The organism is Vibrio sp. Vb0667, from assembly GCF_033391095.1.
Genome location: NZ_JAWPOL010000026.1, coordinates 1 through 21,098, shown reverse-complemented (window position 1 = coordinate 21,098; position 21,098 = coordinate 1). Strand labels below are relative to the sequence as shown.

Below are 21,098 nucleotides of genomic sequence, written 5' to 3'. Positions count from 1 at the left end.
ATAAAAAAAGCTCCACCAAAGTGGAGCTTTTCGTATTCGTTCTTAGCAACTATGGGCGAGCTACAAAACCTACTGCTTCGTATGCTTTCTTAAGCGTTTCAGCCGCTCGTGCCGAGGCTTTCTCAGCGCCTTGCTGCATTACCTCGTCCATGTAAGCACGATCAGCGCGAATACGGTGATATTCTGCTTGAATTGGCTCAAGCATTGCTACAACTGCCTCACCAACATCTTTCTTAAATGGGCCATACATTTCTACGCCTTGGTACTTCGCTTCAATCTCTTCGAAGCTCATGCCTGTCGCCGCGGAGTACAGACCCATTAGGTTAGCAATGCCCGCCTTGTTCTCGATATCATGACGGATACTTGGTGGCGTTTCGGTATCGGTTTGCGCTTTGTTGATCTTCTTAAGGATCGACTTAGGCTCTTCCAGCAGCGTGATAACGTTCTTACGGTTGTCATCAGATTTAGACATCTTCTTCGTTGCGTCTTGAAGGCTCATTACACGCGCATTTACTGTCGGAATGTAAGGCTCTGGAACTTGGAAGATTGGCTGCTCTGGCGAGTAAATATTGTTGAAACGCGTTGCGATATCGCGCGCTAATTCTAGATGTTGCTTCTGGTCACTGCCTACAGGTACTTGGTGTGCACCGTAAAGCAAAATGTCAGCCGCCATCAACACCGGGTAGTCAAATAGACCGACGTTTACGTCATTCGCGTAACGTGCCGATTTGTCTTTAAACTGAGTCATACGGCTCAGCTCACCCATTTGAGTGTAGCAGTTAAGAAGCCAACCTAATTGAGCATGCTCTGGTACATGTGACTGAACAAATAGCGTGCTCTTCTTCGGGTCAACACCAACTGCCAGACAAATTGCCAGTGCGTCTAGAGTTGCTTCATGCAGCGCTTTAGGGTCCTGACGAACCGTAATCGCGTGAAGGTCTACCACACAATATTGGCAATCATAATCGTCTTGCATCTGCTGCCATTGACGTAGAGCACCCAAGTAGTTACCGATACTTAGTTCACCTGAAGGTTGAACACCACTCAATACAATGGGTTTGCTCATTAGAATGATTCCTTTGACTTCTTAATCTAATTAAATGAAAAAAACCGTGCAGTAATAGGTGCACGGTTTACTCAGTGTACTCATTAACGAGTATTTTGGAAGCTCTTTTGTAGCCGTTATGCAGAAACCGCTACAACGTCCAATAATTCTGCCAAACTGTCAGCGACGAAATCTGGATTTGATGCTGAAATAGGTTCACCGTGGTTGTAACCATATGTCAGACCAAATGAGGCACAGCCTGCATTCTTTGCTGCGAGAATGTCGTTTTTCGAGTCGCCAACCATCAGCATTTCACTTGGTTGGATTTGGTGCTTTTCCATCAACCAGTTCAATGCTACTGGGTTTGGTTTTTTCTCTGAGAATGCATCACCGCCAAGGACATCAACGAAGTATTTTGCGATGTCGTGCTTTTCCAAAACGTCAGGCACAAACTTTGAAGGTTTGTTAGTCACCAACGCCATAACAAAGCCCGCTTTGTGCAGCTCTGCTAGTGTCTCTTTTACCGTTGGGTAAAGATGACTTAGCTTGTGACCGCTTTGCTCGTAGTAATCATCAAACAATACACGCGCTTTAGCACGAAGCTCTTCACTCAGCTCCGGGTTGATGGTCAGGCTTTGGCTTAATGAGCGACCAATAAGCACGTCTGCACCGTTACCCACGTAATCACGAACTTGTTCTTCTGAAACCGATGGAAAGCCAAGCGCCTGTACTGCTTGGTCTGCCGCGACAGCTAGATCTGGCACGCTATCAAGCAAAGTACCATCTAGATCGAAGGCGATGAATTTAATGTCTTGTTGAGTCATAACTTCCCTGAGGATTTTTATTTATAAATCGGTGAAAACGACAAAGGATGGCACCCCATCCTTTGTTTTTATCATTATGTCTGATTCTACAGTAACTGTTTGTTTCGTCGTTACTTTGCAGCAATACGCTGACGAACTGCCTCAAACAAACAGATGCCGGATGCTACAGATACGTTCAAGCTTGAAACGCTACCAGCCATTGGGATCTTAATCAAATCGTCGCAGGTTTCACGAGTCAGACGACGCATACCGTCACCTTCAGCCCCCATTACGATAGCAAGAGGTCCAGTCAGTTTGGCTTGGTAGATGTCGTGCGTTGCTTCACCCGCAGTACCAACAAACCAGATGCCTTTCTCTTGCAATGTACGCATAGTACGAGCCAAGTTAGTCACTCGGATCAATGGTACGACTTCAGCTGCACCACAAGCGACTTTGCTTACCGTCGCATTCATTGGCGCAGAACGATCTTTCGGTACGATGATCGCCGCAGCACCTGCCGCATCTGCGTTACGTAAACACGCACCAAGATTGTGTGGATCGGTCACGCCGTCTAACACTAAGAGCAGTGGTGATTCGTGCTTTGCAAGGATGTCATCAATATCGTTCTCATTCAGCTGCTTCGCTGGTTTCACACGAGCGATGATGCCTTGGTGATTTGTACCGCGTGCTTTGTCATCCAAGGTTTTACGTGTCATCTGCTGAATAGAAACACCACAAACCTGAAGATCATTTAGGATTGGCATTAGGCGATCATCTTGACGACCTTTTAAAACGTACGCCTCGATAAAACGCTCTGGTTCGCGCTCCAATACCGCCTTCACTGCGTGAATGCCGTAGATAAATTCGTTACTCATTGTTTAACCTGTTGTTCTGGTCGTATTGCCTGCGCCAACCGAGTTTGAACTAAGTTGGCGCTTCAACCTACTGCGCTTCTTTTTTAGTGCGCTTGGTTTTCTTCGGCTTACTGTGCGGCTTCTTTTTACGTGCTTTTTTCACTTTAGGCTTCTCGTTGCCTTCGGCGTCACCACGTTTTGGGCCATTACGCTTACTCGTTGCGCCCGTTTCTTCTGGGCGTTTAGTTGGCTCTATCGCAGGAATTGCACGAGCCGCGCCACCTTCTTTCGATGAAGAGCGAGTCGCAGCGCGTTTTTTATCTTTCGCTTTGCGTTTTGCTTCCGCTGCGCGTTTCTTCGCAGTCTTACCTTCGCCGCGTAGCTTACGACTTGTTTCGACCAATTCAAAGTCAATTTGCTTATCATCGAGGTTAACAGCCAGTACTTTTACTTTTACTGCATCACCTAAGCGGTAGATGTTACCGAAACTTTCACCAATAAGTCGTTGACCAATCGGGTCAAATTGATAGTAGTCGTTCGCAAGGGTAGAAATATGTACCAAACCATCGATGTGCAAATCCGTTAAACGTACAAAGAAGCCAAAGCTAGTGACATTAGCAATAACACCGTCTAGTTCGTCACCGACGTGGTCTTGCATATATTCACACTTCAGCCAATCCGCAACATCACGTGTTGCATCATCAGCACGGCGCTCTGTCATCGAACATTGTTCGCCGTAAAAATCCATGTCGTCAAACGAGTAATGATAGCCACCTGTTGGTGTCCAGCGATCTTGATTACGACCTTCTTCTTTAGCAATCAGATACTTGATTGCACGGTGAAGTAACAAGTCAGGGTAACGACGAATTGGCGACGTAAAGTGCGCATAGCGTTTCAATGCCAACCCAAAGTGCCCCGCGTTATCTGCGTTGTATACCGCTTGCTTCATTGAGCGTAGCAGCATGGTCTGAATCAACTCTTGATCTTGACGCCCGGAGATTTGACGTGCGAGATCAGCATAGTCCGTTGGTGAAGGCTCTAAACCACCTTTTAGCTCAAGACCAAGTTCACTTAAGAAGTCACGGAAACCTTGCAGGCGTAATTCACCTGGAGATTCGTGGATACGATAAAGCGCGGGCTCTTTCGCTTTTTCTACCAGCGATGCCGAAGCAATGTTGGCTAAAATCATACATTCTTCGATGATCTTATGCGCGTCATTACGAATTACTGGCTCAATGCTTTCGATTTTACGTTCCGCATTGAAAATAAATTTGGTTTCAACGGTTTCAAATTCGATTGCACCGCGTTGATCTCGTGCTTCTTTCAGCACTTTGTACATCTTGTGCAACTCTTCTAGATGAGAAACAAGCGGCTGGTAGCGCTCACGTAGTTCTTCATCCCCTTCTAGAATCGCGCTCACTTTGCTATATGTGAGACGAGCGTGCGAGTTCATCACCGCCTCGTAATGCTTGTAACCAGACAGCTTACCTGTATCGGAAATGGTCATTTCGCACACCATACACAAGCGATCTACTTGCGGGTTGAGCGAACATAGGCCGTTCGATAGTACTTCTGGCAACATCGGCACAACTTGCGACGGGAAATATACTGAGTTACCACGATTTATCGCTTCTTTGTCCAACGCAGAGTCAGGACGAACGTAGTAACTGACGTCAGCAATCGCTACCCATAAACGCCAACCACCTTCTTTGTTCTTTTCACAGTAAACGGCATCATCAAAGTCTCGTGCGTCTTCGCCGTCAATGGTCACTAGTGGCAAATCACGTAGATCCACACGACCAACTTTCGCTTCTTCTGGTACTTCTTCGCCTAAGTTTTCGATTTGTTTATCGACGGCTTCTGGCCATTCGTGAGGGATTTGGTGTGTGCGAATCGCAATTTGTGTTTCCATACCTGGTGCCATGTTTTCACCAAGGACTTCAACCACTTTACCCATCATGCCGCGTGAGCGTGAGCCACGATCAGTAATTTCAATTACGACTACGTTACCCATGCGTGCACCCGCTTTGTGCTCATTTGGGATCAGGATATCTTGGCTGATACGCGAGTCATCTGGGACAACGTAGGAGTATCCATATTCAAGGAAGAAACGACCGACGATTTGATCATTACGCTCCTCTAGCACACGCACCAAACGTCCTTCACGGCGGCCGCGCTTGCTGTTGTCTGTAGGTTGCACTAAGACAAAATCACCGTGGATGATGTTCTTCATCTGATGGTGCGGTAACAGAATATCATCATCCTTGCCGACGCTGCCTTCTGGACGTACCCAACCATGGCCATCACGATGACCAATCACGTAACCTTTCACCATTTCAAGTTTTTCAGGCAATGCATAGCACTGACGGCGGGTAAACACCAGTTGGCCATCTCGCTCCATCGCACGTAGCCGACGACGCAACCCTTCGTATTGCTCTTCGCCCTCAAGCTTTAGTGCCTCATACAAGTCGTTACGATTCATTGGAACGCCCGCTTGCTCTAGAAACTCGATGATAAACTCTCGGCTTGGAATTGGATTTTCGTAATTTTTGGATTCACGATCTGCAAAAGGATCGTTTGGAATATTGTCTGACATAGGCACGCCTATCTAGCAAGGAAGGTATATGGCTAGTATATCTGAGTCTCTCGATAAGCTACAGAATTGCTTTGAAAAAAGAATGATCGAGATCGACTCTAGGCATGCAAATGAGTTAAGGACGAGCCAGCAAGATCAAAAGTTCAGAATTGTCACTGAGCAAGGATTCAATCGTGCAATCATCCAACTCCGCCAGGAAGGCACTTTTTGCTTTCGCCAATTTATCTTTGAGGCGGCAAGCAGGGGTAATATGGCAAAAATCCACACCACAGTTGACTAAATCTAACGGCTCTAAATCGCGCACAACACCACCGACTGTGATTTCAGACGCTGGCTTCATCAGCCGGATACCACCGTTTTTTCCGCGCACGGTATGGACATAACCCAACTGTCCTAACCGATTGATAACTTTAACCATATGGTTGCGCGACACACCAAATAAATCCGTCACTTCGGTAATGCTGGTTAACTCATCTTCCGGCAACGAAGCCAAGAAAATTAAGGTTCTCAACGCATAATCAGTGAAACTAGTTAACTGCATATTCTCTCCCAAAGTGCGACTCAATAACCCGCTGGTGATGCTAAAACCCCAAACTTGAGCTATCGATAAAAGTGTAAATCTTTTCTTGATCGAAAGATACATTTGAGATACAACTTTAAACATGCATTATAAATACAACTTAAAGTAGGAAGCCCTTATGCTCAGCAATCAAACTATCGAGATCGTCAAAGCGACCGCACCACTCATCGCCGAAACAGGACCAAAACTGACCGCGCACTTTTACGAGCGTATGTTTACTCATAACCCTGAGTTGAAAGATATTTTTAACATGAGTAACCAGCGTAACGGCGATCAGCGTGAAGCATTATTCAACGCTATCTGTGCCTATGCTGCCAATATTGAAAATTTGCCAGCTCTGCTTGGCGCAGTAGAGAAAATTGCGCATAAGCACACGAGCTTTTTGATCACAGAAGATCAGTACCAAATTGTTGGTAAGCATTTACTTGCGACAATCGATGAGCTTTTTAATCCAGGTCAAGAAGTGTTGGATGCTTGGGCTGAGGCTTACGGCGTACTTGCGAATGTATTTATTCAGCGCGAAGAACAAATTTACCAACAAAATGAAGCTTTGGAAGGCGGCTGGCGCGGTCTACGCGAATTTGAATTAGTCGATAAAAAGATTGAGAGCGAACACATTTGCAGCTTTGTGTTCAAGCCAACCGATGGCCAAAAAGTGGCGCCGTATAAACCGGGACAATACCTTGGCATCTACATCAACAGTGAACAGTTAGAAAACCAAGAAATTCGCCAATATAGCCTGTCTTCTGCGGTCCAAGAGAACACCTACCGTATCTCAGTAAAACGTGAAGAAGGCGGAAAAGTGTCGAACTACCTGCACGATAGCCTGAACATTGGCGAAAAAGTGCAGCTTGCGGCCCCTGCCGGTGATTTCTTTATGGATGCCGAACCACAAACACCCGTTGTTCTAATTTCTGCTGGTGTGGGACTTACTCCAACGCTGTCAATGCTAGAAAGTCTCTCAGCACATCAAGCACCTGTAACTTGGGTTCATGCAACAGAAAATGGCCAACAGCATGCTTTCAAGCAACACGTAAACCAACTCGTTGCAGAAAAAGAAAATATGAACGCGCTCGTTTGGTATAACCAACCAACGGCAGAAGACAAGCTAGGTGAAGACTTCCACTTCACGGGCTTTGTCAATCTGTATGAAATTGAAGCTGCATTAAAGCAAGATAAAGTGCAGGTATACTTCTGTGGTCCTGTAGGATTTATGCAGCACGTAGCGAAACAGCTATTAGAACTTGGCGTACCAGAAGAGCAATTCCATTACGAATGCTTCGGTCCACACAAAGTGGTTTAAGCGCTACCAACTATCGGGAAAACAACAAAGCCCACGTGACGTGGGCTTTGTTGTATGAAGTTGTTTGCAATATTGAAGCGTTACCAAAAGGTGTCTCGCCGTTTAGCTCGAGCAATAACGTTTTGTGGCATACGCTGTTCAAGGCCGTTTCTCAATACAGTTATGCGCTTATGCTGCCGCTTATCTGCTGTGACAGAGTTATATAACCAACGATACGCATCTTCGTAATCGAGTGGACTGCCATAATCACGTAAAAGCAACTCGGCCAGATGAATACGCGCGTTTAGGTTTCCCATTGACGCTGCTTCTCGCAAATATGGAATTGCACGTTCTTTATCTTGCTGTACTAAAGTGCCACGCGAATAGTATCGGCCAATCTGCTCTAGTGCAGCAGGTAACCCCTGATGCGCTGCATTTTCGATATAGTAAAGACCCAGTTCGACATCTTGCTCGACACACACACCCCAAGCTAACATATCTCCGTATAGAAACTCATAAGCGGGTAAGTTAATTCGAGTCGCACGAGCTACGATATCCTCCACCAGCTGGCAGTTATCAGCGCGCACACGTTGTAAGTGCTTATTTTGCTCAATAAGCTTTATCAGCTCTGCTTCGGTATAGATCGGAACTGGTGCCCCCACATCAGCAACATTAGCTTTCACTGTGGTAGCAACCAAGGTCAACAACAGTGAAGCAGCCACTGTTCGTAACTTCATAAACGTACCCTTAAGGTATCTAAGAAACCAAAGATCGGTGAAGGATCTCCTCTGCTTGATAACCTTATCGGCAAAAAACAGCTAAGCTTTAGACAATTTTTGCCTCTGATTTAGGCTCAGCGGCAAAAGCTTGCCATATGAGAGTCACGCTGTTTTTGTTCAGATACAAAAAAGCCGACCATAAGGTCGGCTTTTGCAATCTTTAACGGCTATCAATTAAGCTTCGAATGGGTGAACTTTGATGATAGTTTCGTTACGGTCAGGACCTGTAGAGATGATGTCTACTGGAACGCCAGTTAGCTCTTCAATACGCTTGATGTAGTCAAGAGCGGCTTGTGGTAGAGCATCTAGTGACTTAGCACCAAATGTGTTCTCAGACCAACCAGGCATTGTTTCGTAGATTGGCGTTGCTTTTTCGAATGCTTCAGCAGCCATCGGAGAAACTTCTAGCACAGAGCCATCTTCCATCTTGTAACCAGTACAGATTTTTAACTCTTCTAGACCATCTAGTACGTCTAGTTTAGTTAGACAGAAACCAGATACAGAGTTGATTTGGATTGCACGACGCATAGCAACAGCATCGAACCAACCTGTACGACGTAGACGACCAGTTGTCGCACCGAACTCGTGGCCAACTTCACCTAAGTGCTTACCAATAGGATCTTGCTTATCTAAACCGTCGTATAGTTCAGTCGGGAATGGACCAGCACCAACGCGAGTACAGTACGCTTTTGCGATACCCAAGATGTAACCGATGTGACGAGGACCAAAACCAGAACCTGCAGCAACACCACCAGCAGTCGTGTTAGAAGACGTTACGTACGGGTAAGTACCGTGGTCGATATCAAGTAGTGTACCTTGTGCACCTTCGAACATGATCTTGTCGCCGCGCTTACGTGCTGCGTCTAGTTCGTCAGTTACGTCGATAACCATTGACGTTAGTAGTTCAGCGTAGCCTTTAGCTTGCTCAAGTACTTCTTCGTAGCTTACTGGCTCCGCTTTGTAGAAGTTAACTAGTTGGAAGTTATGGAACTCCATGACTTCTTTTAGCTTCTCTGCGAAAGTCGCCATATCGAATAGGTCGCCAACGCGTAGACCGCGACGAGCAACTTTATCTTCGTATGCTGGACCGATACCACGACCAGTAGTACCGATAGCTTTTTTACCGCGAGCGATTTCGCGAGCTTGGTCCATTGCAACGTGGTAAGGAAGAATTAGCGGACATGCTTCAGAAATGAAAAGACGCTCGCGTACTGGAATACCGCGCTCTTCAAGAGGCTTCATTTCTTTAAGTAGAGCTTCAGGTGATAGTACAACACCGTTACCGATAACACATTTTACGTTATCGCGAAGGATACCTGATGGAATTAAGTGAAGAACGGTTTTTTCACCGTCAATTACGAGAGTGTGACCTGCGTTGTGACCGCCTTGGTAGCGTACCACGTATTTTGCATCTTCAGTTAAAAGGTCTACGATTTTACCTTTACCTTCGTCACCCCATTGGGTGCCTAGAACGACTACGTTATTTCCCATCTTTCCAAGTCTGATTGCTAGTTAAAAATGGATTCTAGCACCGAATCACGCTTCTTGCAGTCATTTTTTGTTCACAGAGTTACTACCAGAATGTCATCTTGCCACTTTGTTCATTTTGAAATCAGCATATCACTGATAGTATTTAGCTTTCTCTATTCGACTGGAAAGCGCTATGTCTGAATCCATATGGTTGGCGATTGGGCTCGTCTTGATCGTGGAAGGCATTGGGCCACTGATTGCTCCTAACGGTTGGCGGAATATGGTGGCTCAATTAAGTGAACAACCCAACCATCAGCTACGACGCATCGGTGGCTGCCTAGTAGTTGCTGGATCCGTCATCGCCATCATGATGAGCTAGCACTTAGCATCAGATACAAAAAAGGCTCCCTAAGGAGCCTTTTATTTCAATGAGACGCGGAGATTATTTCTCCATGCTGCCCTTCGACTGGTTCATGTATTGGAAGAACTCACTCTTCGGATCAAGCACCAGAATATCGCTCTTAGAGCTGAAGGACTTCTCATACGCACGTAGCGAGCGTAGGAAGCTAAAGAACTCAGGGTCTTTGTTGTACGCTTCAGCATAAATCTTCGCAGCTTCAGCATCCGCTTCACCTCGTGTCACACGCGCAGTTTTATCAGCTTCAGCTAGAATAGTTGCTACTTCTAGTTCTGCTTGAGCACGAATAACTTCCGCCTTTTCACGACCTTGAGAACGGTGCTTACGAGCAACAGACTCACGCTCCGCACGCATACGACGGTAGATAGACTCACTGATTTCATCAGGCAGGTTGATTTTCTTCATTCGGAAATCAACGACACGAACACCCAAGTCTTTCATTGCGCTTTCGCGCGTGTCTTTCAATACTTCAGACATGATTAGGTCGCGTTCACCATCAATCTCAAGCGCCTCACGAGCCGCTTCAGTTGCGACAACATCGGCACTTGCGTCTTCTGGTAGCACATCATCGTTACGTGGACCAGATACGATCTGTTTGATTTCACGAGCACCGATTTCAGAACGAAGCACGTCCGTCACTTTACGCTCAAGTAGTGCCTCTGCCGTTAGCGAGTTACCACCTCCAGTCGCGAGGTAGTAGCGACCAAAATCTTCAATACGCCACTTCACGTAGGTATCAATGATAACGTCTTTTTTCTCAGACGTTACGAAACGGTCTGCACGGCCATCCATTGTTTGGATACGTGCATCAAGTTGTTTCACACGGTCAAACAAAGGCATCTTGAAATGCAGACCAGGCTCGTAAATTCGAGTGATGTCGTTGTTGTCTTTCAAGACACGACCAAATCGAACCACGATACCGCGCTCACCTTCAGGAATCACAAACAAAGACATCAACATTAATGCCAGTGCGATTACCAGTACAGGGATCATTAACTTACGCATTCTTAGTATCTCCCTTGACGTGAACCTGTTGAACGAGACTGCGTGTTCGAAGTGTCTTCTTGTGTACGATCAGACTCAAGTTGAATTTGATCATAAGTTGAAGATGACTTCGATTTACGTTTGGTATCTGCTTTGCCCTCTTGTCCCGCCAACTTATCGATTGGAAGGTAAAGAAGATTGCCGCTTGATTCCGAGTCAATCAACACTTTCGAAGTGCTTGAGTACACCTCTTCCATTGCGTCAATGTACAGACGATCACGCGTTACACCAGGCGCTGCTTGGTATTCTGGTAGTAGTTTTTCGAACTGTGCTACCTGACCAAGAGCCTCGTTAGTGACACGCTCATTGTAACCTTGTGCTTCTTTCTTCAAACGCTCTGCACGACCCGTTGCCTTAGGCAAGATTTCGTTCTTGTATGCTTCAGCTTCACGAATGAAACGCTCTTCATCCTCACGTGCTGCGATTGCATCATCAAACGCATCTTTCACTTGCTCTGGTGGACGAGCAGACTGGAAGTTCACATCAACAAGTACCAGACCCATATCATAGCTATCAATGATTTGGTTCAGTGTTTCTTGCGTAGTTTGACGAATTTGCTGACGACCACTGGTTAGAATGCTATCCATCAATGAGTCACCAATTACTGCACGTAGTGCAGAATCCGTTGCTTGACGCAAGCTGTCGTCTGCATTGGTTACACGGTACAAGTATTTGTATGGGTCAGTCACTCGGTACTGAACATCCATCGCAACTGTTACAACGTTTTCATCTTTGGTCAGCATTAGACCAGATGCACGTAGTGAACGAATCGCTTGTACGTTTACCGCTTCGTACTCATCAATAAAGCGAGGACGCCAGTTAAGACCTGGGTCTACGATACGATCGTATTTACCTAAACGCAGTACAACACCACGCTCTGCTTCACCGATGGTGTAAAAACCAGCGAAGAACCAAACTGCAACAGCAATCAGAGCAATCACGCCAAAGCCAATTGCACTACCACCACCGCCGCCGATTGGAGAACCACCGCCGCCTTTTTTACCAAACTTGCCGCCCAGCTTTTGACTCAGTTTGTTGAACACTTCATCTAAATCTGGCGGACCTTGATCTCGGCCACCAGGACGCTGGCCACCACGATTATTATTACCCCAAGGGTCATTATCGCGGCCATTGTTGCCGTTGTTATTTCCAGGCTCATTCCACGCCATTAGAAAGCTCCATCATTTGATATGACGTTATACTGTAGCAGTCCTTTAAGTGACTATAAAGCCAGTCAAAACTGCCCCTTCTCTTTTTTCAAGTCTAGACCAATCTACTTGCTGCATTCGAATATCGATCAACAAGTTACCATCCTGGTCATATTCCTCACGTTGAATACACTTCATTTGGAAGAAGGTACTACGGAATCGTCCTTGATACTGTGGAGGAATTCGCAACTGATGCTCGACCATTTGTGACGCCAGACGTTCCGTCAGAGCCTCAAACAGGACATCAATGCCCAACCCATCCATTGCTGAAACCCAAACTGCGCGAGGTACGCCTTCCTCGTCTCGTTCTATACGTGGTTTCTGCGAATCTAGATTGTCGATTTTGTTCATGACAACCAGAGTCGGCACTTCATGCGCGTCGATCTCTTCTAGTACTTCATGAACAGCTTGAATATTCTCACGAAAACGCTCATCACTGGCATCAACAACATGTAACAAAATGTCAGCTTCTTGCGTTTCCTGCAAGGTTGCCTTGAAGGCCGCAACCAAGTCGTGTGGCAAATGTCGAATAAAACCAACCGTGTCTGCCAAGATGGCAGGACCAACATCTGCTAACTCTATCTTACGTAAAGTCGGGTCCAAAGTAGCAAATAATTGATCAGCCGCGTACACGCCAGCTTCTGTAATACGGTTGAAGAGTGTCGACTTACCCGCGTTGGTGTAACCCACAAGTGAAACCGTTGGGATTTCAGCTCGATTTCGGGCGCGGCGCCCTTGTTCACGCTGCTTCGCTACTTTGTCTAAGCGTCGCAGGATGGCTTTGATTCTGTCACGCAATAAGCGACGGTCGGTTTCCAGCTGGGTTTCACCCGGGCCACGTAAACCGATACCACCTTTCTGCCTTTCAAGGTGTGTCCAACCACGAATCAAACGAGTAGAGATATGACGAAGTTGAGCCAGCTCTACCTGTAGCTTACCTTCGTGTGTTCGAGCTCGTTGAGCAAAGATATCGAGAATAAGACCAGTGCGGTCGAGAACTCGACATTGGCACAGTGCTTCGAGGTTACGTTCTTGGGCAGGAGAGAGGGCGTGATTAAAAATCACAATTTCGGCACCCGTTGATTGTACCGCTGTAGCAATCTCTTGGGCCTTACCCTCTCCGACATAGTATTTCGGGTGTGGGGATTGACGACTACCAGTTACCACTTGTAGCGCCTCTACCCCAGCAGAAGAAACCAGCATTTCGAACTCAGCCAGATCTTCCCATTCACCTTCTTGCGTGAAGTTGATATGAACAAGTACGGCTCGCTCACCGGATTCATAACGGTCAAACAAGCAATCAACTCCTTATTTTAAAAATACTCGATGAAGAATTAATCTTCAGATTTCTCTTGTGGACGCTCACCTTGTGGACGTTCACCGCTGTGATGGCTCACTGGACGAGCCGGCACAACTGTTGAGATCGCGTGCTTGTACACCATTTGGTTAACAGTATTCTTCAGCAGGATCACAAATTGATCGAATGATTCGATCTGACCTTGTAGTTTAATACCATTCACAAGGTAGATAGATACCGGGATACGCTCACGACGTAGCGCGTTTAGAAATGGGTCTTGTAGAGATTGCCCCTTAGCCATTTTTATTTTCCTTATTTAATTTGTAGTTGTAATTATTTAGCTAGTGGTGCAATGCAAAAGATACGGCTTTTGCATCTGAGCTAAACGAATCAAAAATGCACTCTAAGTAATTAGCAGCATAGTATAAAAACCGCCAACAACAGATCCTTTGAGAGTGCGTTCACGCAAAAACGATCACATTATACACAGCTATGTCAATCAGATGCTATTGCTTCCGACATCGTTTCTAATGCCTGTTCAATGTTCTCGCTATCCAACCAAGTTAAATCATCCCAGCTGCGTAACCAGGTGATTTGACGCTTGGCCAATTGACGAGTCGCGCATACGCCACGAAATACCGCTTCGTCACGTGTACACTCCCCATCTAAATACTCCCACATCTGTCGGTAACCGACGCATCGTATGGAAGGAAGATCGGGGTGAAGATCTTTTCGCGAATATAACGCTTTCATTTCTTCTTCAAAGCCCGCTTCCATCATCTTCTCGAAACGGAGTTCAATCCGACGGTGAAGTTCTGCCCTATCCTTGGGAGCTATTGCAAACTGCTTGACTCGGTATGGTAGGCTTTCACCTTTCGTTTGAGTCAATTCAGTCAAAGTTTTACCTGAAATGCGAAAAACTTCCAATGCCCGAGATAAACGTTGGGGATCATTGGGATGGATTCTCGCGGCTGACACAGGATCAACCTCTTTGAGTTCATCGTGCAACACTGACCAACCTTTAGTCAATGCCTCTTGTTCAATTTGCTGACGAATTTCAGGATTTGCAGCAGGAAGTGGTGATAAACCTTCAAGTAACGCCTTGTAATACAGCATTGTTCCACCCACAAGAAGTGGAATTTTTCCTTCTGCAACAATATCATTCATCGCTTTCAATGCATCTCGACGAAAGTCGGCGGCAGAGTAAGATTCACTTGGATCCAAAATATCTATCAAGCGATGAGGCGCCAAACTTAACTCTTTTTCATCCGGTTTCGCCGTACCGATATCCATCCCTTTGTAGATCAAAGCAGAATCAACACTGATGATCTCAACCGGAAATTTTTGACGAAGACGAATCGCCAGCTCAGTTTTGCCTGATGCAGTTGGCCCCATTAAAAATAGCGCCAAAGGTAGTTTATCTGTCATGGTTTTAATTTGGCTATCGTGGCAGAGAAATCAACAGCGGATACGAATTTTGTATCTTCTAATGGCAATTGACCATGTCTTAGCTGTTCAAGTTCCGCAATAATTTGAATGGCTTCAGAAAAAGTATAGTGACTCTTCACTGTCGTGACCTGTAATGCGAGCCAATCTATCAACTCAGACAGCATCTGAGCCGCTGCTATACCTTCGTTCACACAAGATTGCGCGTAAGATAACAGATCTGGTACTAAATTTTGTAAGTTTTGTTGACGCAGCGGAGCTGGGACGCCCATCACCATTAAGGCGTGCTCGTTTCTCGCTTTCAATTGAATACCAAGCAATGCCAAATCTTGTTGATAATCTTGGGCCAGTCTCACTAATTCGGCCTCTAACTTAATAGATAGAGGAACAAGCAGAGGTTGTGCCTTGAGTGCACCATCGCTTGGAGAAAGCTGGCCTTTTACACGATAAAATTCTGCTCTAGGTAACGAGACTAACGCCGCCCCACTGTCACTGCTCATCAAAACAAATTGTTCATCGACCACCATCAGCGCTTTGCCTAATGCAGTAATCGATGGCATTGATGTGTGCGAAGTTATCGTTTGGGGCGCTATTGGAGTGACTGCCTGAGCCTCAAACTCTGGCGTTTTCAACAGCTCGTGATAAGCGCGTACTTCTTGTTTAGTTGGCGCTGGTTCTACGTGGCGCTCTTTACTGTGACTTGGCTTTGGTGCAGGTTTGGATTCCACCCAATCATTACGTTTGAATGACTCCACTACGCGCGCCTCTCGCACGGAGGTTTCACTAGGACCGCTATTACGAGGCTTCACTTCATAATCACTGCGTCCAGGATAAGCCGGTGTACTATCTATCGCTTGATAAACCCGCTCTGGTACTGGTGAAGATGCTGGCTCTTGTACTTTTTCAGGCTCTGGCGAATGTTCAATCTCTTCGGACTCAGTCGGTTCCACGCGATGAAATGCCGATTCATTCACCTGTGGTCTATCAATCACGGCGCTTTGTGAAAGTGCATCCGTCAAAGCTTGATAGATGAAATCATGCACCAAACGAGCTTGGTGGAAACGCACTTCATGCTTAGCAGGGTGAACATTCACATCTACTTGGTGCGGATCTAGCTCAATAAAGAGCACATACGCAGCGAACTGATCTGGCTTTAAGCTCATTTCATAGCTTTGACGAATCGCGTGATTGATTAATTTGTCACGCATCATTCGGCCATTCACATAGCAATATTGTAAATCGCTTTGCTGCCTTGCTCCCTCTGGCGTGGTAATCCACCCATGTAGCTTTAACCCTTGATGCTCAAGCTCGATTCTGAGCATATGCCGCACAAACGCATTACCGCAGACAGCAGCAATACGCTTTTCGGTTTGAAGCTGATTTTTCGCCGCGCGATATTGACGGATGATCTTGCCGTTATGACGCACATTGATGGTGACATCAAAGCGACTTAACGCAATACGTTTCAATAACTCATCAATATGAGCAAATTCGGTTTTCTCCGTACGAAGAAACTTGCGACGCGCTGGAGTATTAAAAAATAAGTCCAACACCTCAACAGTCGTGCCAATCGGGTGCGCTGCTGGCTTAAGCTTCACCTGCATATCACGCCCTTCGGAGTAGGCACTCCAGGCTTCTTCTTGTGCCGCAGGACGCGACGTGAGCGTCAAACGCGAGACTGAGCTAATACTGGCTAACGCTTCACCGCGAAAACCTAGACTCATAATAGCTTCGAGATCATCTAAGGTATGTATCTTAGATGTCGCATGACGACTGAGCGCTAAGCCAAGTTCATCTTTCGCGATACCTTTTCCGTTATCACGAACACGAATCAGCTTTGCGCCTCCTTTCTCGATATCGATATCGATTCGAGTTGCGCCAGAATCAAGACTATTTTCAACCAGCTCTTTAATCACAGAAGCAGGTCTTTCGACCACTTCCCCTGCGGCGATTTGGTTTGCAAGTCTGGCTGGCAAAATTTTAATCGTCATAATGAGTTAGAAGCTCACCTACTTGTTTGGAATGATCAGGACTTGCCCAACCGCTAGCTGATCAGAGCGTAAGTTATTCGCTTTACGAATGCTCGATACGCTAACGCCGTATTTGGACGCTATTTTGCCAAGGAACTCACCCCGAGAAACCTTGTGCTTACGAATCGGTTTATCTTTTACCGCGACCGTTATCTTCAACTTTTGCCCTACCCACAAGGTATCTGACTTCAAGTTATTCTCTCGGCGGATATCTGAAACCTTCACTTTATAGTGATTCGCAATCTTACCTAAGAACTCACCAGACTTAACCTTGTGCGTAATGGTTTCTGTCTCAACAGTAATCGGTTTACTTGGCACTTTAATCGTACCAGCAGAAGGAATGTTGAGCTTCTGACCAATTGCCAAGCCTGTCGACTTCAAGTTGTTTGCCGACATCAGCGCTTTAGAGCTAAGCCCATATTTGTTCGCGATCACCGATAATGACTCGCCACGCTTTACAATATGTACCATTGGCTTCGCTGAAGGCGAGAACACCGTACCCTCTGGTGGGTTATCTTTTAAGTACTTGACGACCGCCTTAGTGATAGCCTGAGCTAACTTATCTTGGTGCGCTCGTTGAAACAGTAAACGCTCTTCTGTTGGGTTAGAAATAAAGCCCGTTTCCACTAGCACAGACGGAATCTGTGGAGAGCGCAAAACCGCAAGGCTGGTGTTGATCGGTTTGGTGTTATGCAGGTGCGCAACACGTCCCATCTCACCTAGGATTTCTGTTGCCAGCTTATAGCCTTCTTTTTGTGAATGACTAAACTGCAAGTCCAACAAAGTTTGGTTCACGTTACGATCTTTTGTCTTCGTGAAGAACGCATTACCCGAGCCGCCCAATAACTCAGACTGTTTCTCATGGTTCTCGACCCAACGAGCAATTTCGGTATTTGCACGACGAGTATTTAGTACGAAGACCGAACCACCGCGAGGCTTCGGTGAGGTAAACGCATCAGCGTGAATGGAGATCAGTAAGTGTGCATCATTTTCACGAGCAATCGCGACACGACGGTTTAAGTTTACAAAGTAATCTCCCGTACGAGTCATGCGCGTTTTAATACCAGGAGTCGCATCGAGCTGAGCAGCAATTTTTCTTGAGATACTCAATACCGCATCTTTCTCGTACTTACGACGTGAAGGGCCAATAGAGCCAGGGTCTTCCCCACCGTGACCAGGGTCGATAACAATTAACACTTCTTGAGCTCGTTGAACTGAGCTCATGTCTTTGCTGGCCGCAGCTGGCTTACTCGGTTTAGAGGTCGATGCCTTCTTACCGTGCGGTAAATCAATCACCAAGCGGTGACCATACTGCCCACCTGGTGTTGGGCTTAATTTAAATAACTCCGCTTGAACGCTCTTTTTTAGTTCAAACACCAAACGATAAGTGCCCTTCTCTGGAGGCGAGCTTTTTCGTACCAGTTTTAAAACAGGGCTATCCGTAACAGTAACAGGTAGTTTGGCCTGCATCGTCGTGCTTTTTAAATCCACGACAAGGCGATCCGGCCCTGATAAAGAGAAATAGGAATAGTCAGCTTCCGAGCCTAAATCGATGACAACACGCGTTTCATCAGGTGAAGGCCAAACTCGAAAACTCTTAACGACGTTAGCAAATGCTAAATTGGGGATGAGAAGGAGAAAAGTGGCGACAAACGTCGCCACCACTCTAAAATTTGAAAAACTCAACATAGCTCCAATCGACTGAGTAACTGCACACCATAATCATTATTAGCTGTTAGTTCGGCTACACGTTGCTCACCTTGGTAGCGAATGTTTACATCAAGATCCGGTTGTGGCAGTAAGCCATGCCCTTTTTCAGGCCATTCAACCAAGCAAATCGCATCGTCTGTGAAATAGTCTCGAATCCCCATAAACTCAAGCTCTTCAGGATCCGCAAGACGATAAAGGTCGAAGTGATATACTTGCCACTGATCCAACTGGTACGGTTCGACTAGAGTATAAGTTGGACTTTTCACGTTACCTTGATGACCAAGAGCACGGACAAAACCACGACTAAAGGTTGTTTTACCTGCACCCAAATCACCATGCAGATAAATTGTGGTTTGCTGGGAACAAAGCTGAGCCAGAGCGGTGCCTAGTGCAACCGTTTCATGCTCATCTTTTAAATTGAATTGTTTCGTGCTCATTGATGCTTCTCTAACTAATGATCGTTGACTATATAAAAATCAAAAGAACAGGAATAGTAAACCGTGTTGGTTTTGAGAGACAAGCTTTCAAATGTCATATGTGCGAAAAAAGTATCCAATAAACGGTATCTTAATCATCTTAGTATCGACCTAGATTTAGAATATATGCAAATGACTTCAATAAGCAGTATTCACAACATCAAAAACGTACCTAACTGGGTAGCACCAAAGCCAGAGATCCGTTAAGATCCGCCCCCCTTTATTCCGGTGGTTAACATGAACTACGAACAACTCGCACAACAAATCAAAGTTTGGGGAAAAGAACTCGGCTTCCAAAAAGTTGGGATCTGCGACGTTGATCTGAGTGAACATGAAGCAGCACTACAAAAATGGCTTGATGCAGGCTATCACGGCTCAATGGATTGGATGGCTCGTCACGGCATGATGCGTGCTAGACCCCATGAGCTACTCCCGGGAACCGTTCGTGTTATCAGCGTCCGGATGGACTATCTGCCACCAGAGGCTCAATTCGCTTCAAACCTCGCGAATAAAAGTCATGCCTATATTAGCCGCTACGCACTAGGGCGTGATTATCACAAGCTCGTCAGAAAGCAGCTAAATAAGCTCGGCAAACTTATTGAACAAGAGGTTGGTCAATATGGTTACCGACCTTTCGTTGATTCCGCACCAATATTAGAGCGACCTCTCGCCCAAAAAGCGGGCTTAGGTTGGACCGGGAAACATTCCCTGATTTTAGATCAAGACTGTGGATCGTGGTTCTTTTTAGGTGAACTACTTATCGACTTACCACTACCCGTAGATGAGCCAAGCGTTGATCAGTGCGGTAAATGCAAAGCATGCATTACATCATGCCCAACACAAGCCATCGTTGAAGACAAAGTTGTCGATGCCAGGCGTTGTATCTCTTATCTCACCATCGAGTTCGATGGCGTGATTCCTGAAGAGTTTCGAAAGCCAATGGGTAACCGCATTTATGGTTGTGACGACTGTCAATTGGTTTGCCCATGGAACCGCTACGCCGACATAACGGAGCAAGATGATTTCCACCGTCGTGACAGTTTCAAAAACCCTGACCTCGTCGACATGTTTAACTGGGATGAAGCGACTTTTCTAAAAAATATGGAAGGCTCCGCTATCCGTCGTATTGGTCATATACAGTGGCTACGTAACATCGCTGTCGCACTTGGTAATGCAGAATATAGTCAGCGAATCATAGATGCGCTGGAAAGTCGGCAAGGTGAAAATAAATTACTTGATGAGCACATTAAATGGGCTTTGACAGAGCAACTGAATCAACTCCCCACTGAGAGTAATTCATCTATAGAGACGAAAAAGCAACGCTTAATAAGGATAGTCGAGAAGGGACTGCCGAGAGACGCATAGAGCGTAGTCTATATGCAAGAGATTGAAAGTACTTTTGCATGTTCAATTCATGACCTTGTTCTCAATTTTGTAATGTGGAAAAAAATTTGAGATTCAAGAAAAACAAGCTAACAGAAAAAAGTTAAACACAGCTCGGAGAAATGACTAGGATCAAAAAAATACCAGTTAATGATCGTATTTTAACGTACTCGATCCGACAAAAAACTTATTTTTTCTTTATATAACAAAGATTTAATTGGTATTTCTTTGTTGTTTCAACTTCATTTTAGAGAAAAGATCTTTCTTCCCCATCATAAAAAGTCAAGCTAAAAACACTTTATCAACCAACTTATCCACAGAACGACGTATGTGGATAACTCTGTTAATTAAAGTAGATAAAACACGCGAAGCCTCATCATACTGTACGTCAGCCGATTCATATCGTGTTTTAAACACAAACGAAATCGTCCGACATCATATGATGCGGATAAAAGTTTAGCTTTTGGGGATTCATGCTTCGCAGCATTATGAAAAGAGCGATGTGATTGGTTGCGAGAAGCAGGCGTTGAATCAAGCGGCGCATCCGTAGACGACTTAACAATTGTATACTAAATAAGTACTCAATCTATCGTCTTGTATTTGGTTGCGGGGGCCGGATTTGAACCGACGACCTTCGGGTTATGAGCCCGACGAGCTACCAAGCTGCTCCACCCCGC

Annotated in this window: 18 protein-coding genes; 3 read left to right on the top strand and 15 right to left on the bottom strand. The window is 45.7% G+C overall.

Annotation, left to right across the window (positions count from 1 at the left end; translation table 11 throughout):
* Window positions 1-49: 49 nt before the first annotated feature.
* The 5 genes from trpS to nsrR form a co-directional block, all read right to left on the bottom strand.
* Window positions 50-1,066: a tryptophan--tRNA ligase gene (gene trpS, locus R8269_RS18575; protein WP_005381398.1), complete on the bottom strand. Its 1,017-nt coding sequence runs from the start codon at window positions 1,064-1,066 to the stop codon at window positions 50-52.
* A 116-nt stretch (window positions 1,067-1,182) separates the two neighbouring features.
* On the bottom strand, window positions 1,183-1,869 hold the full coding sequence (locus tag R8269_RS18570) for a phosphoglycolate phosphatase (protein WP_213871900.1): 687 nt from the start codon (window positions 1,867-1,869) through the stop codon (window positions 1,183-1,185).
* Between the two features lie 110 nt (window positions 1,870-1,979).
* Entirely contained in the window at window positions 1,980-2,723 is a 744-nt protein-coding gene (rlmB, locus tag R8269_RS18565; protein ID WP_256901434.1) for a 23S rRNA (guanosine(2251)-2'-O)-methyltransferase RlmB, read from the bottom strand.
* A 67-nt stretch (window positions 2,724-2,790) separates the two neighbouring features.
* The gene (gene rnr / locus R8269_RS18560; protein ID WP_256901433.1) at window positions 2,791-5,298 is read right to left on the bottom strand and encodes a ribonuclease R; all 2,508 of its coding nucleotides are present in this window, start codon (window positions 5,296-5,298) and stop codon (window positions 2,791-2,793) included.
* Between the two features lie 115 nt (window positions 5,299-5,413).
* Window positions 5,414-5,839 (bottom strand): nitric oxide-sensing transcriptional repressor NsrR, encoded by a 426-nt coding sequence (gene nsrR / locus R8269_RS18555; protein WP_005381392.1) that lies wholly within the window; start codon window positions 5,837-5,839, stop codon window positions 5,414-5,416.
* Between the two features lie 157 nt (window positions 5,840-5,996).
* On the opposite strand from nsrR, the gene hmpA reads away from it, so the two are divergent.
* Window positions 5,997-7,181 (top strand): NO-inducible flavohemoprotein, encoded by a 1,185-nt coding sequence (hmpA, locus tag R8269_RS18550; protein ID WP_256901432.1) that lies wholly within the window; start codon window positions 5,997-5,999, stop codon window positions 7,179-7,181.
* 80 nt (window positions 7,182-7,261) lie between these two features.
* Here hmpA and motX read toward each other — a convergent pair whose 3' ends face one another.
* Both motX and R8269_RS18540 read right to left on the bottom strand, forming a co-directional pair.
* Window positions 7,262-7,897: a flagellar protein MotX gene (gene motX, locus R8269_RS18545; RefSeq protein WP_005381388.1), complete on the bottom strand. Its 636-nt coding sequence runs from the start codon at window positions 7,895-7,897 to the stop codon at window positions 7,262-7,264.
* A gap of 216 nt (window positions 7,898-8,113) precedes the next feature.
* Window positions 8,114-9,430: an adenylosuccinate synthase gene (locus tag R8269_RS18540; RefSeq protein ID WP_005381385.1), complete on the bottom strand. Its 1,317-nt coding sequence runs from the start codon at window positions 9,428-9,430 to the stop codon at window positions 8,114-8,116.
* Window positions 9,431-9,602: 172 nt separating this feature from the next.
* Here R8269_RS18540 and R8269_RS18535 point away from each other — a divergent pair, with 172 nt between their 5' ends.
* Window positions 9,603-9,788, top strand: a complete 186-nt coding sequence (locus R8269_RS18535; protein WP_170890889.1) for a DUF2065 domain-containing protein — start codon at window positions 9,603-9,605, stop codon at window positions 9,786-9,788.
* 63 nt (window positions 9,789-9,851) lie between these two features.
* Here R8269_RS18535 and hflC read toward each other — a convergent pair whose 3' ends face one another.
* From hflC to tsaE, 8 genes are all read right to left on the bottom strand, one after another.
* Complete coding sequence (gene hflC, locus R8269_RS18530) at window positions 9,852-10,832, bottom strand: protease modulator HflC (RefSeq protein WP_005381382.1); 981 nt, start codon at window positions 10,830-10,832, stop codon at window positions 9,852-9,854.
* A 2-nt stretch (window positions 10,833-10,834) separates the two neighbouring features.
* Window positions 10,835-12,040, bottom strand: a complete 1,206-nt coding sequence (hflK, locus tag R8269_RS18525; protein ID WP_017633728.1) for an FtsH protease activity modulator HflK — start codon at window positions 12,038-12,040, stop codon at window positions 10,835-10,837.
* A 45-nt stretch (window positions 12,041-12,085) separates the two neighbouring features.
* Window positions 12,086-13,375, bottom strand: coding sequence for a ribosome rescue GTPase HflX (gene hflX / locus R8269_RS18520; RefSeq protein ID WP_005381380.1), 1,290 nt, complete (start codon window positions 13,373-13,375; stop codon window positions 12,086-12,088).
* A 38-nt stretch (window positions 13,376-13,413) separates the two neighbouring features.
* The gene (gene hfq, locus R8269_RS18515; protein ID WP_005381379.1) at window positions 13,414-13,677 is read right to left on the bottom strand and encodes an RNA chaperone Hfq; all 264 of its coding nucleotides are present in this window, start codon (window positions 13,675-13,677) and stop codon (window positions 13,414-13,416) included.
* A 194-nt stretch (window positions 13,678-13,871) separates the two neighbouring features.
* Window positions 13,872-14,804, bottom strand: coding sequence for a tRNA (adenosine(37)-N6)-dimethylallyltransferase MiaA (miaA, locus tag R8269_RS18510; RefSeq protein WP_256901431.1), 933 nt, complete (start codon window positions 14,802-14,804; stop codon window positions 13,872-13,874).
* A complete protein-coding gene (gene mutL / locus R8269_RS18505) occupies window positions 14,801-16,813 on the bottom strand; it encodes a DNA mismatch repair endonuclease MutL (RefSeq protein WP_318222610.1) in 2,013 nt (670 codons plus the stop codon). The genes miaA and mutL overlap by 4 nt, the downstream gene beginning before the upstream one ends.
* A gap of 18 nt (window positions 16,814-16,831) precedes the next feature.
* On the bottom strand, window positions 16,832-18,541 hold the full coding sequence (locus R8269_RS18500; protein ID WP_005381374.1) for an N-acetylmuramoyl-L-alanine amidase: 1,710 nt from the start codon (window positions 18,539-18,541) through the stop codon (window positions 16,832-16,834).
* On the bottom strand, window positions 18,535-18,999 hold the full coding sequence (gene tsaE / locus R8269_RS18495; RefSeq protein WP_005381372.1) for a tRNA (adenosine(37)-N6)-threonylcarbamoyltransferase complex ATPase subunit type 1 TsaE: 465 nt from the start codon (window positions 18,997-18,999) through the stop codon (window positions 18,535-18,537). Before tsaE ends, R8269_RS18500 begins: the two co-directional genes overlap by 7 nt.
* A 276-nt stretch (window positions 19,000-19,275) precedes the next feature.
* Between tsaE and queG the strand changes: the two genes are divergently transcribed.
* On the top strand, window positions 19,276-20,403 hold the full coding sequence (queG, locus tag R8269_RS18490) for a tRNA epoxyqueuosine(34) reductase QueG (protein WP_005381370.1): 1,128 nt from the start codon (window positions 19,276-19,278) through the stop codon (window positions 20,401-20,403).
* The last annotated feature ends 695 nt before the right edge of the window (window positions 20,404-21,098 follow it).

Coding starts and splice junctions, on each gene's coding strand:
- R8269_RS18535 (WP_170890889.1), top strand. CDS start 9,603: ATGTCTGAATCCATATGGTTGGCGATTGGGCTCGTCTTGATCGTGGAA.
- miaA (WP_256901431.1), bottom strand. CDS start 14,804: ATGACAGATAAACTACCTTTGGCGCTATTTTTAATGGGGCCAACTGCA.
- tsaE (WP_005381372.1), bottom strand. CDS start 18,999: ATGAGCACGAAACAATTCAATTTAAAAGATGAGCATGAAACGGTTGCA.
- hmpA (WP_256901432.1), top strand. CDS start 5,997: ATGCTCAGCAATCAAACTATCGAGATCGTCAAAGCGACCGCACCACTC.
- trpS (WP_005381398.1), bottom strand. CDS start 1,066: ATGAGCAAACCCATTGTATTGAGTGGTGTTCAACCTTCAGGTGAACTA.
- R8269_RS18500 (WP_005381374.1), bottom strand. CDS start 18,541: ATGTTGAGTTTTTCAAATTTTAGAGTGGTGGCGACGTTTGTCGCCACT.
- rlmB (WP_256901434.1), bottom strand. CDS start 2,723: ATGAGTAACGAATTTATCTACGGCATTCACGCAGTGAAGGCGGTATTG.
- R8269_RS18540 (WP_005381385.1), bottom strand. CDS start 9,430: ATGGGAAATAACGTAGTCGTTCTAGGCACCCAATGGGGTGACGAAGGT.
- mutL (WP_318222610.1), bottom strand. CDS start 16,813: ATGACGATTAAAATTTTGCCAGCCAGACTTGCAAACCAAATCGCCGCA.
- hfq (WP_005381379.1), bottom strand. CDS start 13,677: ATGGCTAAGGGGCAATCTCTACAAGACCCATTTCTAAACGCGCTACGT.
- motX (WP_005381388.1), bottom strand. CDS start 7,897: ATGAAGTTACGAACAGTGGCTGCTTCACTGTTGTTGACCTTGGTTGCT.
- rnr (WP_256901433.1), bottom strand. CDS start 5,298: ATGTCAGACAATATTCCAAACGATCCTTTTGCAGATCGTGAATCCAAA.
- R8269_RS18570 (WP_213871900.1), bottom strand. CDS start 1,869: ATGACTCAACAAGACATTAAATTCATCGCCTTCGATCTAGATGGTACT.
- hflC (WP_005381382.1), bottom strand. CDS start 10,832: ATGCGTAAGTTAATGATCCCTGTACTGGTAATCGCACTGGCATTAATG.
- hflK (WP_017633728.1), bottom strand. CDS start 12,040: ATGGCGTGGAATGAGCCTGGAAATAACAACGGCAACAATGGCCGCGAT.
- nsrR (WP_005381392.1), bottom strand. CDS start 5,839: ATGCAGTTAACTAGTTTCACTGATTATGCGTTGAGAACCTTAATTTTC.
- queG (WP_005381370.1), top strand. CDS start 19,276: ATGAACTACGAACAACTCGCACAACAAATCAAAGTTTGGGGAAAAGAA.